25 protein-coding genes are annotated in these 22,629 nt (G+C 61.7%); 13 read left to right on the top strand and 12 right to left on the bottom strand.

Annotated elements, in window-relative coordinates; translation table 11 throughout:
• Positions 1–16: 16 nt before the first annotated feature.
• Positions 17–1,504, top strand: a complete 1,488-nt coding sequence (locus FHU29_RS13520; RefSeq protein WP_064438612.1) for a mannitol dehydrogenase family protein — start codon at positions 17–19, stop codon at positions 1,502–1,504.
• An 81-nt stretch (positions 1,505–1,585) separates the two neighbouring features.
• Here FHU29_RS13520 and FHU29_RS13515 read toward each other — a convergent pair whose 3' ends face one another.
• The 6 genes from FHU29_RS13515 to FHU29_RS13490 all read right to left on the bottom strand — a co-directional run bounded on the left by FHU29_RS13515 (position 1,586) and on the right by FHU29_RS13490 (position 7,222).
• A complete protein-coding gene (locus FHU29_RS13515; protein ID WP_064438708.1) occupies positions 1,586–2,986 on the bottom strand; it encodes a xylulokinase in 1,401 nt (466 codons plus the stop codon).
• Between the two features lie 32 nt (positions 2,987–3,018).
• The gene (locus FHU29_RS13510) at positions 3,019–4,281 is read right to left on the bottom strand and encodes an RNA polymerase sigma factor (protein ID WP_232322844.1); all 1,263 of its coding nucleotides are present in this window, start codon (positions 4,279–4,281) and stop codon (positions 3,019–3,021) included.
• A gap of 2 nt (positions 4,282–4,283) precedes the next feature.
• Positions 4,284–4,646 (bottom strand): YciI family protein, encoded by a 363-nt coding sequence (locus FHU29_RS13505; protein WP_064438613.1) that lies wholly within the window; start codon positions 4,644–4,646, stop codon positions 4,284–4,286.
• A gap of 99 nt (positions 4,647–4,745) precedes the next feature.
• The gene (locus FHU29_RS13500; protein WP_064438614.1) at positions 4,746–5,564 is read right to left on the bottom strand and encodes a helix-turn-helix domain-containing protein; all 819 of its coding nucleotides are present in this window, start codon (positions 5,562–5,564) and stop codon (positions 4,746–4,748) included.
• 53 nt (positions 5,565–5,617) lie between these two features.
• Complete coding sequence (locus tag FHU29_RS13495; protein ID WP_232322845.1) at positions 5,618–6,241, bottom strand: TetR/AcrR family transcriptional regulator; 624 nt, start codon at positions 6,239–6,241, stop codon at positions 5,618–5,620.
• Between the two features lie 42 nt (positions 6,242–6,283).
• Entirely contained in the window at positions 6,284–7,222 is a 939-nt protein-coding gene (locus tag FHU29_RS13490; protein WP_064438616.1) for an oxygenase MpaB family protein, read from the bottom strand.
• 132 nt (positions 7,223–7,354) lie between these two features.
• On the opposite strand from FHU29_RS13490, the gene FHU29_RS13485 reads away from it, so the two are divergent.
• Positions 7,355–9,256, top strand: coding sequence for an acyl-CoA dehydrogenase family protein (locus FHU29_RS13485; RefSeq protein ID WP_064438617.1), 1,902 nt, complete (start codon positions 7,355–7,357; stop codon positions 9,254–9,256).
• A 63-nt stretch (positions 9,257–9,319) separates the two neighbouring features.
• Positions 9,320–9,730, top strand: a complete 411-nt coding sequence (locus tag FHU29_RS13480) for a hypothetical protein (protein ID WP_064438618.1) — start codon at positions 9,320–9,322, stop codon at positions 9,728–9,730.
• 41 nt (positions 9,731–9,771) lie between these two features.
• Here the strand turns inward: FHU29_RS13480 and FHU29_RS13475 are convergent, their stop codons facing one another.
• The 3 genes from FHU29_RS13475 to FHU29_RS13465 are packed head-to-tail and all read right to left on the bottom strand — an operon-like array spanning position 9,772 to position 12,429.
• Positions 9,772–10,530 (bottom strand): MerR family transcriptional regulator, encoded by a 759-nt coding sequence (locus FHU29_RS13475; RefSeq protein WP_064438619.1) that lies wholly within the window; start codon positions 10,528–10,530, stop codon positions 9,772–9,774.
• A gap of 46 nt (positions 10,531–10,576) precedes the next feature.
• On the bottom strand, positions 10,577–11,224 hold the full coding sequence (locus FHU29_RS13470; protein ID WP_064438620.1) for a response regulator transcription factor: 648 nt from the start codon (positions 11,222–11,224) through the stop codon (positions 10,577–10,579).
• Positions 11,221–12,429 carry a sensor histidine kinase gene (locus FHU29_RS13465; protein WP_183377559.1) on the bottom strand — a complete coding sequence of 403 codons (1,209 nt, stop codon included), beginning with the start codon at positions 12,427–12,429 and terminating at the stop codon, positions 11,221–11,223. Before FHU29_RS13465 ends, FHU29_RS13470 begins: the two co-directional genes overlap by 4 nt.
• A gap of 109 nt (positions 12,430–12,538) precedes the next feature.
• Between FHU29_RS13465 and FHU29_RS13460 the strand changes: the two genes are divergently transcribed.
• From FHU29_RS13460 to FHU29_RS13425, 8 genes are all read left to right on the top strand, one after another.
• Positions 12,539–13,522, top strand: coding sequence for a hypothetical protein (locus tag FHU29_RS13460; protein WP_064438622.1), 984 nt, complete (start codon positions 12,539–12,541; stop codon positions 13,520–13,522).
• A gap of 28 nt (positions 13,523–13,550) precedes the next feature.
• Positions 13,551–13,805: a hypothetical protein gene (locus FHU29_RS13455; protein WP_064438623.1), complete on the top strand. Its 255-nt coding sequence runs from the start codon at positions 13,551–13,553 to the stop codon at positions 13,803–13,805.
• A gap of 44 nt (positions 13,806–13,849) precedes the next feature.
• Complete coding sequence (locus tag FHU29_RS13450) at positions 13,850–14,026, top strand: CsbD family protein (RefSeq protein WP_064438624.1); 177 nt, start codon at positions 13,850–13,852, stop codon at positions 14,024–14,026.
• A 170-nt stretch (positions 14,027–14,196) separates the two neighbouring features.
• Positions 14,197–15,114, top strand: coding sequence for a metal-dependent hydrolase (locus FHU29_RS13445; RefSeq protein WP_232322846.1), 918 nt, complete (start codon positions 14,197–14,199; stop codon positions 15,112–15,114).
• On the top strand, positions 15,115–16,206 hold the full coding sequence (locus tag FHU29_RS13440) for a PDR/VanB family oxidoreductase (RefSeq protein ID WP_064438625.1): 1,092 nt from the start codon (positions 15,115–15,117) through the stop codon (positions 16,204–16,206).
• Positions 16,207–16,217: 11 nt separating this feature from the next.
• Positions 16,218–17,222: a PHP domain-containing protein gene (locus tag FHU29_RS13435; RefSeq protein WP_064438626.1), complete on the top strand. Its 1,005-nt coding sequence runs from the start codon at positions 16,218–16,220 to the stop codon at positions 17,220–17,222.
• Positions 17,223–17,259: 37 nt separating this feature from the next.
• Positions 17,260–18,597 (top strand): glucosylglycerate hydrolase, encoded by a 1,338-nt coding sequence (ggh, locus tag FHU29_RS13430; protein WP_064438627.1) that lies wholly within the window; start codon positions 17,260–17,262, stop codon positions 18,595–18,597.
• 77 nt (positions 18,598–18,674) lie between these two features.
• Entirely contained in the window at positions 18,675–19,118 is a 444-nt protein-coding gene (locus tag FHU29_RS13425; protein WP_423785877.1) for an Rv3143 family two-component system response regulator, read from the top strand.
• Here FHU29_RS13425 and FHU29_RS13420 read toward each other — a convergent pair.
• The 3 genes from FHU29_RS13420 to FHU29_RS13410 form a co-directional block, all read right to left on the bottom strand.
• Entirely contained in the window at positions 19,097–19,528 is a 432-nt protein-coding gene (locus tag FHU29_RS13420) for a CBS domain-containing protein (RefSeq protein ID WP_064438628.1), read from the bottom strand. The two genes, FHU29_RS13425 and FHU29_RS13420, sit on opposite strands and share 22 nt — an antisense overlap.
• 96 nt (positions 19,529–19,624) lie before the next feature.
• Complete coding sequence (locus FHU29_RS13415; RefSeq protein ID WP_064438629.1) at positions 19,625–20,719, bottom strand: NAD(P)-dependent alcohol dehydrogenase; 1,095 nt, start codon at positions 20,717–20,719, stop codon at positions 19,625–19,627.
• A complete protein-coding gene (locus tag FHU29_RS13410; protein WP_064438630.1) occupies positions 20,716–21,186 on the bottom strand; it encodes a DUF4334 domain-containing protein in 471 nt (156 codons plus the stop codon). Before FHU29_RS13410 ends, FHU29_RS13415 begins: the two co-directional genes overlap by 4 nt.
• 87 nt (positions 21,187–21,273) lie before the next feature.
• Between FHU29_RS13410 and FHU29_RS13405 the strand changes: the two genes are divergently transcribed.
• Positions 21,274–21,876 carry a TetR/AcrR family transcriptional regulator gene (locus tag FHU29_RS13405; protein WP_064438631.1) on the top strand — a complete coding sequence of 201 codons (603 nt, stop codon included), beginning with the start codon at positions 21,274–21,276 and terminating at the stop codon, positions 21,874–21,876.
• A 392-nt stretch (positions 21,877–22,268) separates the two neighbouring features.
• Entirely contained in the window at positions 22,269–22,625 is a 357-nt protein-coding gene (locus FHU29_RS13400; RefSeq protein ID WP_064438632.1) for an NADH-quinone oxidoreductase subunit A, read from the top strand.
• Positions 22,626–22,629 lie beyond the last annotated feature (4 nt).

The raw sequence follows: 22,629 nt of genomic DNA, 5'->3' as shown, positions 1-22,629 counted from the left end.
CCAGGAGTAGCCCCACATGAAAGCTCCCGTCACGCTCGGCGCCGCAACTCTCGCCAGCCTGCCCACAAACGTCAGTACACCCACCTACAACCGGGATCAGATCACCACCGGCATCATCCATTTCGGCGTCGGCGGATTCCATCGAGCGCACCAGGCCATGTATATCGACGCTCTGCTCTGCGCAGGCAAAGCAGCCAACTGGGGAATCTGTGGCGTAGGTGTCATGCCGGGCGATAAACGCATGAAAGACGCCCTCGACGCGCAAGATGGGCTCTACACGCTCGTCGCGCGCCACGCCGACGGCAGCTGGGACGCGCGAATAATCGGCTCAATCATCGACTACCTCTACGCCCCTGACGATCCGGAAGCGGTCATCGAGAAAATGGCCGCGCGGTCGACCCGCATCGTGTCACTCACAGTCACCGAAGGCGGCTACAACCTGCAGCACGATACTGGCGAGTTCAATGCTTCAAACCCGGCTGTACAGCATGATCTTACGAGCGATGAGCCCCCTGCCACGACCTTCGGGCTGGTGATCGAAGCTCTCGCGCGCAGACGTGACCGTGGGCTTCCCTCATTCACCGTGATGTCCTGCGACAACATTGAAGGCAACGGCGATGTGGCACGCAAAGTGTTCACCGCGTATGCGGAACTCAAAGATCCCAGCCTCGCGGAATGGATGCGCGCGAACACCACCTTCCCCAATTCGATGGTCGACCGAATCACCCCGGTCACCACACCCGAGGTCACAACCCAAGTGGCAGAGCGGCTAGGGATCGACGACCGGTGGCCTGTCGTCGCAGAGCCATTCACATCCTGGGTACTTGAGGATGACTTCGCCGACGGGCGCCCAGACCTCGACGAGGCCGGCGTACACCTCGTCGATGACGTCGCACCCTACGAGTTGATGAAACTACGACTGCTCAACGCCAGCCACCAGGGACTCTGTTACTTCGCCTACCTTGCGGGGTACCGGTTCGTGCACGAAGCCGCGTCGGATCCACTGTTCTCGCAGTTCCTTCTCGACTACATGAACCGGGAAGCGACGCCGACGCTGAAGCCAGTGCCGGGTGTTGATCTCGACGACTATAAGAAGACCCTGATTGAGCGGTTCTCCAACCCTGAGATTGCTGACACCATTGCGCGGTTGTGCGCGGAATCGTCGGATCGCATCCCGAAGTGGCTACTGCCGGTTGTTCGCGAGAACCTCGCATCCGGTGGTGACGTCCGCCTTTCCGCGGCGATTGTCGCGAGCTGGGCGCGCTACGCCGAGGGTGTTGACGAACAAGGGCAGCCGATCGAGGTCGTCGACCAGCTGCGTGACTCGCTGATGCCACTCGCGCAGCGTCAGCATGAGGAGTCGCTCGCGTTCGTGAAGAACACCTCAGTCTTCGGCACCCTCGCTGAGGAACCTCGCTTCACCGAGGCCTACACCTGGGCACTGGGCTCTCTCCACGACAACGGTGCCCGGGCGACCCTGGAAGCACTGACGCACCACCCTTGAAATCCATCTGTACAGGTCAACAGAACCCGCCGTTTTCAAGGGGTTTCGTTGACCTGCGTAGATGGATTCGGGAGCGGGGACCTACGCTGCACCGTCGGTGAGGTCGCGCACCTCCGCGTAGCGGTCGCGGACATGCTGAGCCGTCTCGGCATCGTAGGTCGCGTTCGGCGGTTGTTCCCACGTCGGCGGCTCAGACGTGCCCGCCAGGACCCAGGCCGCCTGGCGGGCAGCGCCGGTCGCGACATACTCCCCCGGCTCCGGAACAGCAACAGGTGCACCAAAAATGCTTGGCGCGATCGCGCACAGGGCCTCGGACTTCGCCCCGCCACCGACCAGCAGAATGCGCCGCACCTCGACGCCCTGTGAAACTAGGTGGTCGATGCCTTCTGCCAGCCCACACAGCAACCCTTCAATCGCTGCACGCGCAAAGTGCGCTGGTGTGGAGTTGGCTAGTCGCAAGCCGTGCACCGCGCCTGTGGCGTCAGGACGGTTCGGTGTCCGCTCACCTTCGAGGTACGGCACCATCACCAGCCCTTCCGCCCCCACCGGCGCGGACAGCGCGAGCCGTGAGAGCTCGGAATAGTCCACGTTCAGCATCGATGCTCCCGCATCCAGAACTCGCGCACCGTTCAGGGTGCACACCAGCGGCAGATGTTTGCCTGTCGCGTCAGCGAACCCGGCAACGAAACCTCCCGGATCATGCGGTGCCACTTTGGATACTGCCGATACGACCCCTGAAGTTCCGATCGACACAATCACATCGCCTTCCGCGGCCGCTAAAGCCAGGGCAGCTCCCGCATTATCACCTGCGCCCGGACCGATCACTGCACCCCAGTCCGTCTCGCCGATCCGCTCGGTCGGGGCGGCCACGTGTGGCAGGTGATAGTCGCGCCCGCGGCTGGCGAGAGTGAGTAGATCGCGACGATAATCGTTGGCTGCGGCCGAGAAGTAGCCGGTGCCGCTGGCGTCACTGCGATCCGTCGCGAGGCCCGAGAGGTCGTTACTAGTGCTGAGCTGCCAGCTAAGCCAGTCGTGCGGCAGGCACACCGCGGCCGTACGGTCGGCATTCCGGGGTTCGGCGTCGGCCAGCCAGCGAAGCTTGCTCACGGTGATCGCGGCGAGCGGCACCACACCGACCGCGTCGGCCCACTGCCCCGGGCTACCGAGGTCGTCGATCAGGCTGGTCGCGGCCTGCGCGGATCGCACGTCGTTCCACAGCAACGCCGACCGCACGATATCGCCTGATTCGTCGATGCACACCATGCCATGCTGCTGCGCACCTACCGATAGTGCCGCCACGTCGCCTAACCCGCCCGCGGCGTGCGTTGCTTCCTTGAGTGCCTTCGCCCAGCACGCCGGGTCGATTTCCGTGCCGACCGGGTGCGTCGCACGACCTTCCCGCACAATTTCGCCCGTTTCCGCTTCGCAGATCACGATTTTGCAGGACTGGGTGGACGAATCGATGCCAGCTACAAGCGTCACCTGTTCGAGCCTACCTGGAGCCGTGACTCGTTTCACAAAGCCCGGCGCAACAATTCCCGCCGCTCCCGCTCGTTCGCGGTCATCCCAGCGGCCCGCCGGAACTCGGCGCGGGCCTCGCTGTCCTGGCCAAGTCTCGCGAGCATCTCTGCACGAACCGTCGGCACAAGGTGGTAACCCTCAAGCGCCGGTATACCCGCAATCTCGTCAACGAGCCGTAAGCCGTTTACCGGGCCGAAGGCCATCCCGAACGCTACGGCACGATTCAGCGCGACGATCGGCGACGGTTCAACCTCGAGGAGACGCGTGTACAGCGCGGCGATACGCACCCAGTCAGTGTCGCTCGCTCGCAGAGCGCGAGCGTGACAGGCAGCGATGGCGGCTTGCAGCTGGTATGGCCCGGGTTCAGATGTGACGTGCCTGGTCTGGTAAAGCGTTCTCATTCCGCGCCGGATCAGAAGTCTGTCCCATTTGGTCCGAGTCTGGTCCGCAAGCCGCACGATGTCGCCGTTCTCATCAATTCGTGTGCGGGTGCGCGAGCCTTGGAAGTCGAGCAGCGCAGCGAGCCCGAGCACCTCCGGCTCGTTCGGTAAGAGCGACGCGAGCCGCTGTGCCATCCTGATGGCGTCTTCACAAAGCTGTGGACGCATGAGGTCATCTCCGCTCGTTGCGGTGTACCCCTCGTTGAAAACGAGGTAAACAACCTCAAGCACAGCAGCGAGTCGTTCGGCGAAGTCAGCGGCTCGCGGTGGTTCGAATCGGACACCTTCTTTTTGTAGTTTCCGTTTCGCTCGCACAATCCGTTGCGCGATCGTCGCTTCGGGAACGAGGTATGCGCGAGCGATTTCGCCGGTCTGGAGACCGGCCGCGACCTTAAGCGTAAGCGCGGTTCTGGCCGGCACGGACAACACCGGGTGGCAGGCAGTGAACACGACGCGCAGCAATTCGTCGCCAATGTCATCGTCGAGTTCCGCCTCTGCTTCAGCGAATCCGCCGTCTGACACCGCCGCCGCCCAAGTGGCGAGTTCCGCCGCGATGCTCTTGTACTTGAGACGCAAGTTGCGGTCGCGCCTGATCCGATCGACTGCGCGTCGCTTCGCGGTCACGGTGAGCCACGCCGCTGGACTAGCGGGTATCCCGGTCTGCGGCCACTGATCGAGTGCGTCAATGACCGCGTCGGCAGCAAGGTCCTCAGCGAGGCCGACGTCATTCACGGTGCGGGCGAGAATAGCGATGATGCGGGGGGATTCCATCCGCCAGATCGCTTCGACCGTTTCGTGAATGGCGCCGGCCGCCACGCTCAGTCCTCTTCGTCCATGATCTGCCGCACGTCGTGGGCGACGTTCATTCCTGGGACGTGTTTCTGGTGCAGCTCAACCGATTGCCGTGCGTATTCTATTGCCTCGGCTTCCGACCGCACTTGGAGGATGAAGTAGCCGCCGAGCCATTCCTTCGTCTCGGCAAATGGGCCATCGACGATCTTGATATCTCCGCCGCGGAGCTCGACGCGTGTTGCCTTTTCGATCGGGGCCAGGCCTGACGCGTCGATGAGGATGCCATCTTCAGCGAGTTTGGAAACGAATGCCCCCATCGCTTCGAACAACTCATTCGGTACGTCTGTGGGCAGTTCACCTTCGTGGTTCACCGTGATGAGGTAGCGCATCGGAGTGCTCCTTTGTTCTCGTATCTGACTGCTTACACTGCTATGTCGAACAGGGGCACACGCATTCGACACCCTCGCGAAAAATTTTGTAAACAGCTTTCACTGTTGCGACATGTCGCTGGCTGTCATCTCACTCATATACCGCCCCGTCTCCGTGTTCGCTGGAAGGAAGGTCTCGATACTGAGCTCAGCGAGCGTGAGATCGTGCGCGGTCCCAAACGTGCTCACCATGCTGACGAACTCGAGCTCCGTGCCTGCGTCCGCACGAAGGATGAGCGGAATCGCGACACCCTCAATTGACTCGGCATCGAGCCCGCCCGGATACTCCATCAGTTCGTCGAACAGCTCCCGCAGGGGCCCCGAACTACTCGTGGCGGCTTCGCGGCCGAGGCGTCCGAGCACGTGCGCGCGCCACTGGGACAGATTCACAATCCGTGACGACAGTCCCTGCGGGTGAAGGCTCAGCCGCAGCACGTTGATCGGCGGATAAAGCAACCGTGCGGGCGCGTCACCGGGAATCTGTGCTAGCAGGACTTGGACACCCTTATTGGCTCGCAACAGAGTCCACGAACGATCAACAACCAGGCACGGATACGGGTCGTGGCTGCGCAACACCAGATCGATGCCCGCGCTGAACGGCGCCAGATCCGGGTCGTCAAGCGAGCGTTCAGTGAACTCGGGGGCGAAGCCTGCGGCAATCAGCAATTGGTTCTGTTCCCGCATCGGTACCTCCAGGACGTCCGCTAGGCGCAGGACGAGTTCGCGGCTCGGCCGGGACCGGCCTGTCTCAACGAAGCTGAGATGCCGGGCAGACATCTCAGCTTCGATCGACAGATCTAGCTGGCTGAGGCGCCGCCTGGTGCGCCACTCGCGCAACAGCGGTCCGATCGCGCTTTTCACCGGCGCCTTCTGTGGCATGGGTTCACTTAACCGTACGATCAGCGGTTAAGCCATTACCTCGCGGGTAACCGTCAAACGTCGCTGAAGGCACGCCACATCGCTCGCCCGTACAGTTCGCCCAGTTCCTCCGGTTGCCAGTTGCCGGACGTTGATAGCAGAGAGCGGAGCGACGCCTCACATGACGAAATGAACAGCTCGACGAGCACGGGAAGCTTCCGTTCCAGGTCGCGTGTCTCGCGCAGGGCAAGCACGGGACGCAACTGCGCTGCCGCGTGATCCGCGACGACTGCTCTGGCCTTTGTGAAACGGTCGGAAACGGCCGGGTCTGGCTGAGCGAAGAACAGCAGGCGCCACGAATCCGAGTGTTCAGCAACAACCCTCAGGAGCGCTTGGTATCCGTGAACGAAAGCAGTTTCCAGGTCACCTCCACGAGCTTCCCGCAACGCCGCAAGAGTGTTCTGCAGCAGTGTGTCCGATTCTCGTGTCAATAGTTCGTCGATCAGTTCGACGCGATCCTCGAAGCACGAGTACACGACTGGCCTTGTTACAGAAAGGCGCTCCGCGACAGCACCGATTGTCACCGCGCCCACGCCATCCGAAACCGCGATCGCGAGAGCGGCATCGAGGATTTGCGGACGGCGCCGCTCTGGCCCGAGGTGGGCGGCGCGCACCCGGCTACGAGGGGCACGTGACACATCGATAGGGTACGGCACTTCCGTCAGCCTCCGACTTGTCGCTTACACCGCTGCGCCAGCGATGCTGTCGTGGCCAGTGCGCGTGCCCAGCGTCGCGTACCGTGCCTTAGCGTCGCTGGGGCTCACGACCGCTGCACGTGCGGGTGGCGATGCCGCGCGGTGCTGCCGCAGAGTCGCACCTGTCATTGGGGCGATCACATTGAGAACGCGGTCGGCGACCGCTGGGATCGTGGCGACACGCACCGCGGCTCGTGTCAGGGGCACGACAGCCTTGTCGACGATCGCAGGCTGATCGAAGCCCCCAGTGACACGCATCCACTTGGGAAGTGTCGCAATCGTTGCCGGGGCGATGATCCGGCTAGCAGCCCAGATCAGAATGCCTTTGCTCCTCGGCGTGTGGAGCAGATAGTGCATCGCGTCATAAGCACGCTCGGAGACGCACAGCGTCGGGCGGACGCGGTCGAAGTACTCAGTCACCTGTTCCCTCGACGCGGGCACATCCGCCGGATCACATGTCTGCAGGTTCGCGGCGATCACACATTCAGCCCAGTAACGGCGCTCTTCCTCGGCACTGAGCTTGCCTGGGCCGTACATCTCGTAGCACTTGAGGACTGAATGCCAGCCGGTGACATGGATCCAGAGCTGTGAAGCAGGGTTGTTCGCGCTATACCGTTTGCCGGTAATCGGCTCGATCCCTGTCGCTTTCGCATGAACCTTCATCAGATGCTCGGAGACACGGATCGCCGTCTTGCTGTCTGCGGTAGCAACCGTGAGGAAGTACGCCAGCGTCCGGTCCAGACGTCCGTGGGGGTCCCTGTAGATCCCCTCCATATCCGCGACGGCCGCGGCAAGAAACGGGTCGAAGTGTTCGAGCGTCACAGAGCGCTGGAAGCCGATCAGCGCGGTGGGGTGTGACCACACCTTCCATGTCGGTGAGTCCGGGCCGAAGAAGCCGTAATCGTGTTCCCTCAGTGATGGCATCGCATGCTCCTTTGCATGAAGTCACCAATTCTACATCATTGTAGATAGTTCATTCAGCAATCTAGCAAAAATATTCATCGGTGTAGTAATGTCCGCCCGCAAGCGTGCACAGCACCCTCCGAAAGGACCCCGATGACTACTGCATCCGACAACCTCTTCAACCCCTTGTCCCCAGACTTCTCCCACTTCGACGCGAAGACGCAGGAACTTTTCGGCGTCACCATCGACTTCTTCGAGTCGCGTGGCAAGGATTGGCTGAAGCAGCAGGACCGGGACCGGGTCTGGTACTCCGAGTTCCTTGACCTGGTGAAGAAGGAACGGATATTCGCCACATTCCTCACGCCATCGAGCGAAGCGAATGGGGATCCCGACAAGCGCTGGGACACCGCACGCAACGCCATGTACTCCCAGATCCTGGGCTTTTACGGCATGCAGTACTGGTATGTATGGCAGGTAACGATTCTCGGACTTGGGCCCATCTGGCAGTCGAAGAACGCGAAAGCACGAGCGAAAGCCGCCGCATTGCTCGAGGCGGGAGAAATCTTCGCCTTCGGCCTCTCGGAGCAAGAACACGGCGCGGACGTCTACTCCACCGACATGGTGCTCGACCCCCGGGATGCGGCAGAAGGCGGATACACCGCAAACGGCGGCAAGTACTACATCGGAAACGGCAACCTCGCCGCGATGGTGTCCGTCTTCGGGCGGCGATCCGATAAACCCATCATCGACAGCGCTGACATCGAGCGGCATCGCCCAGCGGAAGACTTCGAAGGCTACGTGTTCTTCGCCGCCGACAGCCAGCACCAGAACTACAAGCTGCGGAAGAACGTCGTCGACGCGCAAATGTACGTCGCCGCTTTCGATCTCGAAAACTATCCGGTCGCCGAGGACGACATCCTTCACGCCGGCAAGAGCGCATTTCACGCCGCAATAAACACGGTGAACATCGGTAAGTTCAACCTCGGATTCGGCGCGATCGGGGCGTGTGAGCACGCCATGTTCGAAGCACTCACCCACGCCGAGAACCGAATTCTGTTCGGACAGCGCGTCACCGAGTTTTCCCAGATTCGCCGCATGACAGCCGAAGCGTACGTACGCCTAGTCGGAATGAAGCTCTACAGCGAACGCGCTATCGACTACATGCGCTCGGCAGCACCCGATGACCGGCGGTACCTCTTGTTCAACGCGATCGAGAAGATGAACGTCACTCGCGAAGGCGAGAAGATCGTCACCCTGCTAGCTGACACGATCGCCGCGCGAGCGTTCGAGAGCGACATGTACTTCACAATGGCACTGCTCGGCGTCACTGGCCTGCCGCGCCTCGAAGGCACCGTGCACGTGAACATGGCTCTGTCCCTGAAATTCATGCAGAACTACATGTTCCGTGCCACCGACGCCGGACTCGCGGCACTCCGCGTGCTGCCCGTGGGCCGCGCGCCACGGGGCGTCGTGAAGACACTCTCAAGAGGCTTGCGCGGTACCAGTTCCGCACTGGCAGCGCTGCCCAGCATGCGCGCTGAAATCCCCACTGTCCCAACCCGGCACGATGCCGTTAATGACGACTTTCTATTCCGGCAGGGCCCGAGCGCTGGTCTCAGCAGAATTCAGTTCGCGGACTGGCGTCCAGTGCTTCGCGAATACGCCCGCATCCCGAACGTTGCGATCTTCCTCGCCCAAGCGGAGGCGCTCCAAACACTCCTGGTCGCCGCTTCTCCGACGCCTGCGCAGCAGAAAGACGTCGACTTCCTCTTCACCCTTGGGGAGCTGTTCACACTCGTGCCGTACGCGCAGCTGATCCTCGAGCAGGCAAAGATCGAAAACACCAATGACTACATTCTTGACCACCTCTTCGAGGTACTTGTGACCGACTTTTCCGGCCACGCGACCAAGCTGCACTGCACGACCACCGCTACCAAAGCCCAAAAGACGCGGGCGCTCGATCTTGTACGGCAGCCAGCGGCAGATCAAACGCGCTTCGACAAGGTCGTGGCGGACGCGCGAAGCATCGCGGGCGGCTATGAGATGGGGCGCTGATCAGGGGCAGCCCTTACCTTTCAGGTAATTGTCACACCTACCTGCGGGGCCCACGCTCTAACAATGACAACATACCGTGAATCTCGCCCCGCCCTCCTTTCGCTGCGTACCACCCTGCAGCTCGACGCGGTCGTCACCGGCGCTAATGGCCTCGCCTACATTGCCGGGGCGACCGTACTCGACGATCTGCTGGGCCCCGCCGCCTTAGTTCTGGCTGGAATTGGCGTGTTCCTTATCGGATACGCACTGCTTGTCGCGTGGGCAGGCGCTCGCGACCCAATTAGAAAGCAGATGGCCACACTGATCGTCTACCTGAACGTGACATGGGTGGCCGCTTCTTTGGTCGTAGCGGCTTCAGATCTCCTCGCCCTGACCACAGTGGGCCGCATCTGGGTAGTGCTGCAAGCGATCGTGGTGGGCGGCTTTGCGCTTGTGCAGGTGCTCGCGTTGCGCGCATCCCACAACAAGCTCTAACCCGACCACGCGTGCTGGGGCGTGTTACCGCCCCAGCACGCTTAACCTATGGCAGATTCCGATCTGCCCACCACAAGCGCGTCACGCACAAACACAGCACCGCCGTCTCCTGCCGATGCCTCATAGTTCGCGGCGAAGCGCGGGTCGTCGACATACATCTGGGCGAGTCCCGTCAGGTGTTCCTTGACAGGCGCTTTGCCCTGGTATGCGGCGGTGAGCCAGCGGTAGTGCCGACCGGCGAGGGCCTGCGCCTCGTCGCTCTCGGGAACATGGCCGGCAGCGTAGCTGCGCTGCCAGTCTTCGTTCAGCGACTTGACCTCGGTCATGAAGTCGGCTTTTTGTTCGGCGCTCAGCCCACGCCACCAGCGGTCACCGTCGGCATAGGCTTGCTTACCCCAGCGCTGCTCAACTTCTTCCTTGTATTGCGTGTGATCGAACCCATCCAGCATCTGATCTGCCATGGGAGATTCACCTCGTTCCTTCGTTTCGATGGTGTGCTGCACCGCGCGGACCTGACGTGCAAGGCGCTGCTGTTCCGTTTCGAGCCAGGCGAGATGGACGCGTAATGCGGCCACATCGTCTTTCTGCCCGTCGAGCACGTCGCCGATAGTGGGCAGACTGAGCCCGAGATCGCGGAGCATCAGGATGCGTTGCAGCCGGGTGAGCGCGTCCGCGTCGTAGTAGCGCAGACCGCTCCCGGCGGTGCGGGTGGGTGCGAGCAGCCCGATCTGGTCGTAGTGCCGCAGCGTGCGCGTCGTTACTCCCGATAGGCGGGCTATCTCTTGGATTGGCCAGTCCATGTAGAGACAGTAAGCGTTGACGCTACGTCAACCGCAAGGGTTTCCATTACTGGTTTTCGCCGACATTGATGAGGCCCGATTCGTACGCAAAGATCACGGCTTGGGTGCGGTCACGGGCGCCGAGCTTCCCAAGAATCGCACCGACATGGGTTTTCACTGTTTCGACCGATAGGTACAACTCGGCAGCAATCTCAGCGTTGGTGCGGCCGCGGGCGAGAGCACGAAGCACGTCGGACTCGCGAGCCGTCAAGTTCACTTTCGAGGACGCCCCGTGCCGGGCGCGGGTCTGCTGCATTGCCAACCGCCGAATGGACTCGGGGAACAAAAGCGCGTCGGTCGTCGCGAGCGTACGGATCGCCGTGATCAGCACATCTGGCTTCGCGCGTTTCAGGAGAAACCCAGCCGCACCAGCCCGCAGGGCATCGTATACGTACGAGTCGTTCTCGAAGGTCGTGATCACTAGCACGCGGGGCCCGCCAGTTGTGGTGATGCGTTGTGTCGCTTCGATGCCGTTGATGCGCGGCATCCGGACATCCATCAGGACGACGTCAGGCTTGCAGTTCTGAACGAGCGCTGGCACGTCGACACCATCACCAGCCTCACCAACGACCTCGAGGTCGGGCTCTGTTCCCAGGATCGCCACGAGCGCGGTGCGCACCAGTGGATCATCGTCGACGACCGCGACACGAATCATGGTTGTCTCCGATCAACGGGAATCCTGGCCTGCAGATGCCACTCATCGTCATGCTGCCCAGCATCAACACGTCCTCCCAAGAGGAGGACTCGCTCGCGCATGCCCCGCAGCCCATTGCCGTCTCGCGACGGCGCAGCGGCCGGACTGATCCGGTTTCGCACGAAGATTGCTACGCCGTCTTCAACTGCGACTTCCAGGCTCACCCATCCTGTTCCATACCTGGTCGCGTTCGTCAGCGCCTCTTGCACAATTCGGAACGATTCCCGGGAAATGCTGAGGGGCACGGACGCGACATCGCCCCGCTGGTTGAAATCAACGGTCGCAGATGCCCTTTCCGCGAGTTCATGAACGTCAGCCAGCGTCTTAGGTTGTGTGCGGCCCATCCCGCCCGTCCGCAGCACTCCGAGCACCTCATCGAGCTCCTCAAGAGCACCTCGCCCAGTCGATTCGATCGCAGCAAGCGCCTGCCGCACAAGTGGATCCGCACCGCGACCGGAATCTGCGACCCGCCCCGCAGCGGTAGCCTGCATGAGAATGCCAGTCAATGCGTGGCCGATGGAGTCATGCAGTTCCCGCGCAAGCTCATTTTGGGCCGCGAGCTCACGTTCGCGGCTAGCGGCCAGAACCAATTGGTCGGCAGCGGTGGGTCCCAGAATTCGAGGGGCAGCGCGGTGCAACAGCGCCCCAGCCGCCAGCACTAGCAAGACCGTAACCACCGCGACGAGCACCCCGGCCACCGGCACCCACGCGGCGGACCATCCGCCGCCCGCCTCGATCACTGCACCGTCCGCTGCACCGAACCGCAGCTCCGTCTCGTCGAGGAACGGGAAGGCCAGCAAGCCAGTCGCGACTGGCACGCCGATCAGGAGCGCGAAGATCACGGCCGCACCAATTGCGAGATTGAGCACGAACCACCAGAAACCACGCCACCGCGATGACCACGACCGCGGATTGCCGACGTCGGGCAGTGTCGTTCCGAGCAGGAGCCGCGCCGCAGCAACTTCGAGCTGTCTGACGGGCGGAGCCAGCACGACGGCCATAGCGACAACGGCCGTGGCACAGGCGATCACCCAGAGTAGGGCGGCGTTGACCGTATCTGCCAGCCGCATAGATTCGCCGAAAACCCAGACCAGCAGCACGAAAGGCAGCAGCAGCGCAGCACCGAGCAGGACGTGGATAGTGCTGGTGATTTTGACGCCGCGCATACAGCACATCTTGTCAGTGCCGCCGTGGCTGCGATATCCCCCGCGCGGGGGAGACGTCGAGCACCCGAGGGGGATCCATGCATGAGCGCGGCGCGCGAGCGTATTGGCTATGACACATCGAAATAGTCACTCGTCGTCAGCAGGCACGGCTCGCTGGGGGATTTCGCTGATCGCTATCGCCGCTACGGTTCCGTATCTCGCCCTGAAGGCTCATTGGCTCTTCGGCGGGCGGATCGGTCTGAACGATCCAGAATTTGGTACGGGCACGATAATGCTCGCTCTCAATGCGGTCACCGCCGCGATGGAAATCGTGGCCGTGGTGCTCGCGCTGGCGTTCGTCACCGCGTGGGGACGCAGGCTGCCGTCTTTGCTGGTTGTCGCCCCAATGTGGGTGGCGACCGGGCTACTCGGCCAAATTCTGATCACCTTGCCCATTCAGTTGGCGATCGGGGCTACGAGTGAGCCCGCAGTCGATGAACACCTTGCCGACCCGCCGATCGAGTCATGGGTCTTCGCTGTCGTGTACGCGGGATTCGCCGTATTAGGCATCTTCCTGATCGCTGGATTCGCGCTTTACGCGCGGGAACGGTGGTCGGCTAGCCAGAAATGGGCCGAAGGGCTCGCCGAAGGTCGGCGAGTCGGCCCCGTCGAGTTCACCGCATTCATCCTGCCGATTGCGCTAGCGGTGGCATCCACTGTCCACTTGATGACAGCGGACCGTGCAGACCTAGGCCGCCTTATCGGTGAGATCATCGTTTTCACTATCGCGGCGGTGTCGGCGATGGCGTTAGCACTAGGCCGGCCGCAGTCGCTGCGACGCTGGGTCGCTATCGCTTCGGCATTCTTCAGCTCGGGGGCGCTAGCAAGTTGGGGCTGCTACCTGCTTGTCGTACTGCTCGTGCCCAAAGACCTCACTGCCGAAAACTCCGTCACCGCTGGAGCCATCGCAATGGCGGCCCTGAAGGCACTTGCGGGGTTCTGTTGCGCTGCTGTGCTTGCTCGCGCGCTAGATCCGGACGGGTCACGGCATGGCTATGGTGGGGATCACACAAGTTCAGGCGTGCAGTCCTCCAGGCTCACCACGACTAACTAGTACTGCATGAGGTGAAGGGGAGCGTCACATGGCTGACCAGCGGGCACGCTACAAAGCCGCCCGTCGGGCAGTAGCACGCGAACACCACCCCGACTTCGGCGGAGACCCGGAGATCTACATCAGGGCGCTCGCCGAAATCGACCGGATCTACCTTGCTGACACCCTGAGGTTTAACGACACCATATCTGGATATCCCGCAGGCAGAGGGCAGCGATGGCGCAGATGGCTGCGTCAGGCGCGCGCTGCACGTCGGCTCGGGCGACGCCAGTGGATTGAGCTTTAACAACTAAAACGAGAAGCAGTTCGGATCACGTAGAAGGAATGATCATGGGATTCATCGATAAGGCTAAGAACTCCACCGAAGACACTGTGGGCAAGGCGAAGGAGAAGATCGGCGAGGTGACGCGTAACAGGGACCTCGAAGCCGAAGGCAAGGGCGATCAGGCTTCCGCAGGTGTGAAGAAGATCGGCGAGAACATCAAGGACACCTTCAAGAAGAAGTAGATACCTCCCCGCAAGGGTTCCAGACGAACGGCGCTGCTGTCGGGGCAGCGCCGTTCGGCATGTCTAGGCAAGGTCAGCCAGCGCGGATCTACTCCACGTGCATTGTGACAATGTACGTTGTAATATTACGTCCATCATAGACCCGACTCAACGAGGAGTACGCGTCCGCCATGGCCACACAAGAGCCAACGATGAAGTTGCTCGACAGCGATGTGCCCGTCAGTGACAACGTTGCACTGCACGCACGCAAAGTCACCTTCGACTTTTCCGGACTACCGCTGCATTACGTCCCAGGAGACCCCTTCTCCACGCACGTCCTCAACGTGCTGAACCTGCTATTGCCTGCGGGCGAAGAGTGGTTCGTCGAGACGTTCAAGGAGGCCCTTCCGCTCATCGAAGATGAAAAATTGCGTGAAGACGTGATCGGGTTCATGGGCCAGGAGGCGATGCACGCTCACGCACACTCCGGCATCCGGGATCTGCTTCGCAATAAGGGGATCGACACCGCTCCGTTTATCGACCAGGCGACCTGGATATTCGAGAGTTTCCTTGGCCCAAGGCCGCTGACTGGCTTGCGGAAGCAGAATTACCTCGTTGAGAAGCTCGCCGTGATCGCGGCTCTCGAACACGTTTTCACCTTCCTCGGGGACTGGGTTCTCAATGCGGAGGGCCTCGACAAGGCGGGCGTGCATCCCACCATTCTGGACTTGCTGCGCTGGCATGGTGCTGAGGAAGTCGAGCATCGCATGGTGGCCCACGAGACGCTCAAGTACTTCGACCACAGCTACATCCGGCGGGCACGCACACAACTCATCGCTAGCCCCGTGCTGATTTTCCTCTTCTGGCGCGGCGTCCGGTACCTCATGAGTGTCGACCCCCAACTCGGAAACATGCCCGAATCTGAGCGCAAGATTTTCTGGCGCAACTTCTTCAGGGCAGCGAATCGGGGGGTCCTTCCCTCGCTGCCACACCTGGTTAAACGCATGGCCCAGTATTTCTCGCCGCGCTACACACCCGGAGGTGTCGGCGACACAGCGCAAGCGGTCGCGTACCTGGCATCGTCACCAGCAGCGAGGGCGGCCAGCTAAATGAGCGTCCTCCACCGGCCCCCTGGCACGCCCCCGCTCGCGCTGGAGCGAACCCACACAGACCGCGTTCTCGACATCTTCGGCGCCGTCGCTGAAACCTTGTGGATGCGCCTCGTCACCTCCTCCCAGTACCCGGAAGGACGTAAGGCGCACGCACGCGAACACACCTTGCTGCTTGAACTGGTGGACCGCAAAGTTGTCGCTCACGACGAGGACGTTGTGCAGCTGACGTTCGCAGCACCTGATGGTTCCCCACTGCCTGATTGGCAGCCCGGATGCCACCTCGACATCCACCTGCCGTCCGGCAGACGGCGTCAGTATTCACTGTGCGGCGACCCTTCAGATACCGGGCACTACCGCATCGCGGTGCGGAAGATTCCTGACGGCGGCGGCGGTTCACTCGAAATGCACTCGCTCGCTGTCGGCACGTCTGTCGAGATCCGCGGCCCACGCAACGGGTTCCCGTTTGTACCGCGTGAACGCATGCTTTTCGTCGCGGGCGGAATCGGGATCACACCAATCCTTCCCATGGTTCGCGCCGCACAGCGCCTCGGAATCGACTGGCATTTTGTGTACTGCGGGCGCAATCGCCAGTCAATTCCGTTTCTCGCCGAAATCAGTACGTGGGATCAACAAAGGGTGACTATCCGGCTCGATGACGAGCAGGGCGTCCCCACTGCGGGTGATGTCTTGGCTGAAGCGCCCACAGATGGTGCCGTATATGTGTGCGGCCCGCCCCCGCTGATCGAGATCATCCGTTCTGCAACCGCCGACGATCGCGCGGTGTCGGTCCATTCGGAGCGTTTCAGCGCCCCCCCGGTACGCAACGGGCGGCCGTTTGAGATCCAGCTGGCGCGCACTGGCAAGGTACTGCCAGTTCCTGCTGATCAATCAGCTCTCGCGGTGATCAAGCAGCACGAACCGAATGTTGGCTACTCCTGCCAGCAAGGCTTCTGCGGCTCCTGCAAAGTCCGCGTGGTGAGTGGTACGCCGGAACACCTGGACGGCCGCCTCACCGAGGAGGAACGCGCGGATTCGATGCTGATCTGCGTGTCCAGAGCAAAGACAGAACGGCTCGTCCTGGATCTGTAACGATTGAGGGTATGGATCCTGTCGAATCGCTGCGTGAGGTCGCGTTCTGGCTGGAACGCTCGCGGGCCGAAACCCACCGGGTCCGGGCGTTCCGCCGGACAGCCGACGTCGTCGCGGGCCTATCGGTGGATCAGCGAGCGAAGAAGCAGCAAACAGATACGTGGACGTCGCTGCCGGGGATCGGCCCTAAAACCGCTGCCGTCATCCGCGAATCATTCCACGGGGTACCGGAATACCTGCGTACCCTGCAAGAGGCCGCGGAGCCGATTGGTCTCGGCGGGCAGGAACTCAGGACCGCGCTCAAGGGTGATTTACACACGCATTCGAACTGGTCCGATGGCGGTAGCCCGATCGCCGAGATGATGGCGAGAGCGAAGGCGCTTGGCCACGATTACTGCGCACTCACCGACCATTCACCGCGCCTCACGATAGCGAACGGCCTGTCCGCGGAACGGCTGCGCACACAACTGAACGTGGTCGCGGAGCTCAATGCTGAACTCGCGCCGTTCCGGATTCTCACCGGAATCGAGGTGGACATACTCGACGATGGTTCCCTTGATCAGCATGAGGAACTGCTTGCCGAACTCGACATCGTCGTCGCAAGCGTGCACTCGAACCTGCGGGCGGAGAAGAACGCGATGACGCGGCGCATGGTCCGCGCCGTCCAGAATCCCCATGTCGATGTTCTGGGCCATTGCACTGGCCGTCTTGTCGAAGGCGGGCGCGGAAAACGCCCCGAATCGAAATTCGACGCCGAACGTGTGTTCAGCGCGTGCCGGGAATTCGGGACTGCGGTCGAAATCAACGCGCGTCCGGAGCGCAGGGACCCGCCCAGTCGCCTGATAGATCTCGCCCTCGACATCGGCTGCCTTTTCAGTATCGACACTGACGCCCACGCCCCCGGACAGCTTGACTGGCAAGGTTATGGATGCGAACGCGCGGCCGAACGAGGCGTTGATCCCAGCCGCGTGATCAACACATGGCCGCTACAAGAACTCCTTTCATGGACCCGTTGAATTCGCGGAAACACCGTCTAGGCCACAAACTGGGTTAATGCCGGACCGAGGATTTACTCCCACACAGCTCGCAGCCCGTGCTGCGTACCTGCTGCGCGGCAATGATCTGGGGACCATGACCAGCGCCGCGCCACGGCTTTATCCACATATGTGGAGCTGGGATGCCGCATTTGTCGCAATCGGTCTAGCCCCACTCAGCGTGGAAAGAGCCGTCGTCGAACTCGATACGCTTCTTTCGGCGCAGTGGCGCAACGGCATGATTCCGCACATCGTCTTCGCCAACGGCGTTGACGGTTACTTCCCTGGTCCCGCACGTTGGGGATGCCGGGATCTCGCGGCGAATGCACCCCTAGGTATGCAGACCTCCGGGATCACCCAGCCACCAGTTCACGCCATCGCGGTTCAGCGCATCCTCGACCATTCCCGGCGCCACGGCCGCACTACACGGGCGATCGCCGAAGAGTTCCTCGATCGCCGCTGGCCTGACCTGGTGCGCTGGCACCGCTGGCTTGCTCACGCGCGCGACACATCGGAGAACGGCCGGATCACTCTCTTCCACGGCTGGGAATCGGGCATGGACAACTCGCCGCGATGGGACACCGCATACGCGAACGTCATCGCAGGCGCTGTTCCCGCGTACACGCGTGAAGATCTCGCGCACGTCACGGATGCGGCGCAACGGCCAACGAACCGCGAATATGACCGATACCTGTGGCTCCTGGAAGAGATGAAGACGGCACGGTACGAGGACACGGAACTATCGGCGACAATGAGTTTCGCGGTGGAAGACGTCTTCGTCAGCGCCGTGTTCTCGATGGCGTGTGAGATCCTCGCCATCATCGGTGAAGATCATTCCAAGCCACGTTCCGATGTGCGGGAACTGCACTATTGGGCTGAGCGATTCCGCAAGGGTGTCATCTCCACGACCGATCAGCGATCCGGCGCCGCGCGTGACTATGACCTGCGCGGCGGCAACTGGATCGCGACGGACACGATCGCGATCTTCGCTCCGCTGATATCTGGAGGGCTTGATCGTGAAGCCGAACGCGCACTGCTTCGCACGTTCGAAGGGCCGAAGTTCTGCGGTCACCCGGATCTCCGGTACGCGGTTCCCCCGTCGACTTCTCCGGTCTCCAAAGACTTCCGGCCATTCGAATACTGGCGCGGACCCATCTGGCCCGTGATGACGTGGCTGTTCTCCTGGGTGTTCGCACGCCGCGGCTGGGCGGAACGCGCCCACCTGCTGAGGTCCGAAGGGCTGCGGCAGGCGAGCGATGGAAGCTTCGCGGAGTATTACGAACCGTTCACTGGTAATCCGCTGGGAAGCATGCAGCAATCATGGACAGCCGCGGCGGTGCTCGACTGGCTTGGGTAATTCTCAATCCGGATTTCTGTGGGACGAGACGAGCAACGTCTACTGCCGTGGCGAGCGAATCTCGCTGTAGCATCGGCATTGTGACCCATGCCACCGCTGCTTCCAGCCCATCAGGCTCGACGCTCGCACTGCGCGTGCTCGTATACAGCGACGATGCCAGCACCCGTGAACAGGTCAGGCTGGCGCTGGGTAAGCGTCCACACCCGGACTTGCCCCAATTGGAGTACATCGACGTCGCGACGGCCCCCGTCGTGATCAAACATCTAGACGCTGGCGGCGTTGACCTCGCGATTCTGGACGGCGAGGCAGTTCCTGTGGGCGGTATGGGAATCGCGAAACAACTCAAGGACGAGATTGACCCTTGCCCGCCCATTCTCATACTGACGGGGCGAGCCGATGACGCCTGGCTGGCGAAGTGGTCACGCGCTGAGGCGGCAGTGCCGCACCCTCTCGATCCGATCAGGCTGAGCAAAGCTGTCACGGATTTGCTTCGTGACCGCTACCGCCCACCTGCGATGTAGGTTTCGAGCTGCTCACGGTCGCTTTCGAGCTCACTGATCCGGCTCTTTACGACGTCACCGATACTGACGATTCCGGTCAAGTGGCCGTCTACAACTACCGGCATGTGGCGGACGCGGCGCTCGGTCATGATTTCGGCGAGACTATCAACGTGATCGGTCGGCACGCAGCTGACGACGTCCGTTGTCATAATCGCGGAGACCGGCGCTTTAAGCACCGCCGCACCGCTCCGATGGAGTTTCCGGACAACATCACGTTCGGAAACAATCCCGATGACGCGTCCTTCCTCCACGACAACCAGGGCGCCGACGTTGTTTTCCGCAAGGGCGGCGATAAGTTCGGCGACCGTCATTTTGGGGTTCGCGGTCGAGACGTTTGAGCCTTTGTTTCGCAGCAAATCCGAGATCCGCATGTGAGCCACCTCTTGTTCTCGTCAGCTTTGCCTGCTTTCAAGGCTATCGAGCGCCGTGAAATCCCGTAACCGGACACGCGAAACATTTCACGGAGATCAGTTCTTTTCCTCCCAGACCAGGACCGGTTTGATCGTACTTCCGGCCCGCATGTCGGCCACTGCTTCGTTGATGGCATGAAAGGAATACTTTGTGACAAGCTGTTCCATCGGGAATCGTCCCTCCGCGTGCGCATCGAGCAGTGTGGGAATGAAGTCCTGGGGAACACCATCTCCCTCCGTGCATCCGCGGAGCGTTTTCCCGTTGAGCATGAGATCGGTGATGTTGATTTCCGCCATCGGCTTCCCGAGCCCGACGACGACCAGTGTGCCGCACGAGTCCAGAGCCGTGAGGGCCTCCGCGACGACAGCTGGAATCCCAGTCGTGTCCAGCGCATGCGACGCGCCGCCGTCGGTGACCTCCCTGATTGCGCCGACCATAGCGGTGCCGGGTTCCAGCGCAACTGTCGCGCCCAGTTTGATGGCCTGATGACGGCGCGATTCGACGGGGTCGATCGCCACCACTGTGCGGACACCGCGAGCTCTCGCCGCCATGATTGCAGCCAGCCCGACCGCTCCTGCCCCAAAGATCACGAGCGATGAATCTGCGCCGGGTGCGAGCACATTGAGGACGGCCCCGGCGCCTGTCTGGAATCCACAGCCCAGCGGAGCCGCTGTCGCGAGGTCCGCAACATCGTCATCAACCACGACCACATTGCTCGACGATGTGAGCACATGCTGCGCAAAACTTGACTGCCCAAAAAACGCGCCGAACAGCGGTTTCCCATCCTGCGTGAGGGTCGGTGTGCCGTCCCTGCGGCCGCCCGCGGAGTTCAGTGCTTGCATGTGCGTGCAGTAGCTTGGCAACTCGCTTTTGCAGTGCCGGCATTCCCCGCACCACCGATAACTGAGCAGCACGCGGTCACCGGGATGGATACCCTCAACGGCAACCCCCACGGATTCGACGACGCCCGCACCCTCGTGCCCGAAGACAGCGGGCGTGGGCACCCTCGACTTGAACGTCAGATCGGTATGACACACCCCCGAAGCCTCGACGCGGACCAGTATTTCGTCGGCACGCGGTGCGGCTAACTCCACCGGCTGGATCACGAACGGAGCGTCCGGGGCAGGTGAAACCGCGGCGAGCGTCTTCATGAGGCGCGAGTCAGAACGAAATAGAAATGCTGCCCTCCGGGGGTGACGCCCTTACCGTTCATGATTCCCATCAGCGTGCTGGCATCGACCTTCTTGAAATGGTCGAAAACGGGCCTCATGTCGTACACCATCGTGGCAGTGATCTCGCCGCGGAACTCTATATTCCACAGGCTGGCTTCCCCGCCCATTGTCGCGGTATTGGAGTAGAGCGCCCCACTATCGTCACGGCAGATGAGAGGCTGGGCATCAAGTAGGGAATTGAAGGTTTTTCCGTGCCAGCGAATCTTCTCGAGGGTGCCGCATAGTGGATGCCCGGTCGTGAATTCAGCTCCCTCCCATTCGCCGAAGATCTCCTCAGCCCGAACTGGTTCGAGTGCCTCCCAGATCTGGTCAAGCTCTGCCGGGTCGACGGGACCGTCGTGCTGCTGCAGGTCGTGAAAACGAGCGCGTGCATCGGTCAGATTCATCATCCACTCCTTTCCCGAACTATTTGGTTCGGATTGGTGTTCGACGGTACGCCGAACCAGATGGTTCGGCAAGGTACACTGACGGGAATGCGAGCAGCAGGAGAAGCGACGCGAGAGCGCATACTCGTGGCAGCAACTGAAGAGTTCGCCGAGTTCGGGTTCGCGGGTGCGCGCATCAACCGGATCGCGAAGACAGCCCGGGCGAGCAAAGATCGCCTCTACACCTACTTCGAAAACAAAGAAGACCTGTACACCGCGGTCACTGCGCGGTGGGTAGAGGAAACGGTCGGCGAAGCCGCCCTGACTGCCGATGATCTCCCCGGGTACGTCGGGCGTCTTTACGACAGCTTCCTGTCTCACCCGCACAACCTGCAGCTGCAAACATGGATCGAACTCGAGTCACCGGAAATACTCTTCCGGGAAGGCCCATTCCGCGCCGCCCGCGAAGTCAAACTCGCAGAGATTCGGCGCGGCCAGCACGCCGGTCTCATCGATGCCTCGTGGAAGGCCACAGACCTGCTGATCATGCTTACCGATATCCCGCGCACGCTTGCGGCGTCGGTACTTGTCGCGGAGCGGAACGCGCCCGCAGAACTCGCTCATTCCGTCCGGACTGACCGGCGCATTGCGGCAATTGAGGCGGCACGGCGGCTCATCGCGTTTCAAAATCCATCTGCTCAGGTCGTCTAAACACGGCAATTTCCGCAGGTTCTGTTGACCTGCGCCGATGGATTTGAGCGCGGGGTGGGAGGTAGACCTCACGGCGCACGAATGCCCTCCCGCCGCCAAAAGGGAACACTCAGTAAAGAAGCTACTCCCGTAACGTAGCCCGTCGCGCCGGAAGTCAAACATCCCCGGCATTCTCCCGCGACACTGGACTTGTTAAAGATCAAGCCAACTACGTCACCCTCCCGGTAGGCTGAGACCTAGCTCACAAGAGTGCGGCCGAAAGATGTTCGGCTTCAAGGGATGGAGTGATCGCCAGCCCACCTCAAAGCGATCGCCCCGTCACCATGCGGTTGCAGGACGAGCCCGCCCACAGGCGGCTCGGAACAGTAGCGCGAGGAGGGGAAGTTCCGGCGATGAACGTTTTTGTGCCGATTTTTGTACTCGGAGCGATCGCCGTAATCTTCGCGGTAGTTTCCGTCGTCATCGCGTCCGCTGTGGGACCGAAGCGATACAACCGCGCGAAGCTCGAGGCATACGAGTGCGGCATTGAGCCCGCAGCGCAGCCGATGGCAGGGCGTTTTCCCATCAAGTACTACCTGACAGCCATGCTGTTCATCATTTTCGGCATCGAAATCGTATTTCTCTATCCGTGGGCCATCCACTTCGACTCGCTCGGCCTGTTTGGCCTCGCGGCGATGGCCCTGTTCATTTTCAACGTCTCCGTCGCCTACGCCTACGAGTGGCGCCGCGGCGGTCTCAGCTGGGATTAAAGCG

The sequence above is a fragment of the Hoyosella altamirensis genome (genome assembly GCF_014191505.1).
Classification (GTDB): Bacteria; Actinomycetota; Actinomycetes; order Mycobacteriales; family Mycobacteriaceae; genus Hoyosella; species Hoyosella altamirensis.
Note: the sequence above shows the minus strand (reverse complement) of the source record. Positions and strands in the feature narration are given on the sequence as shown.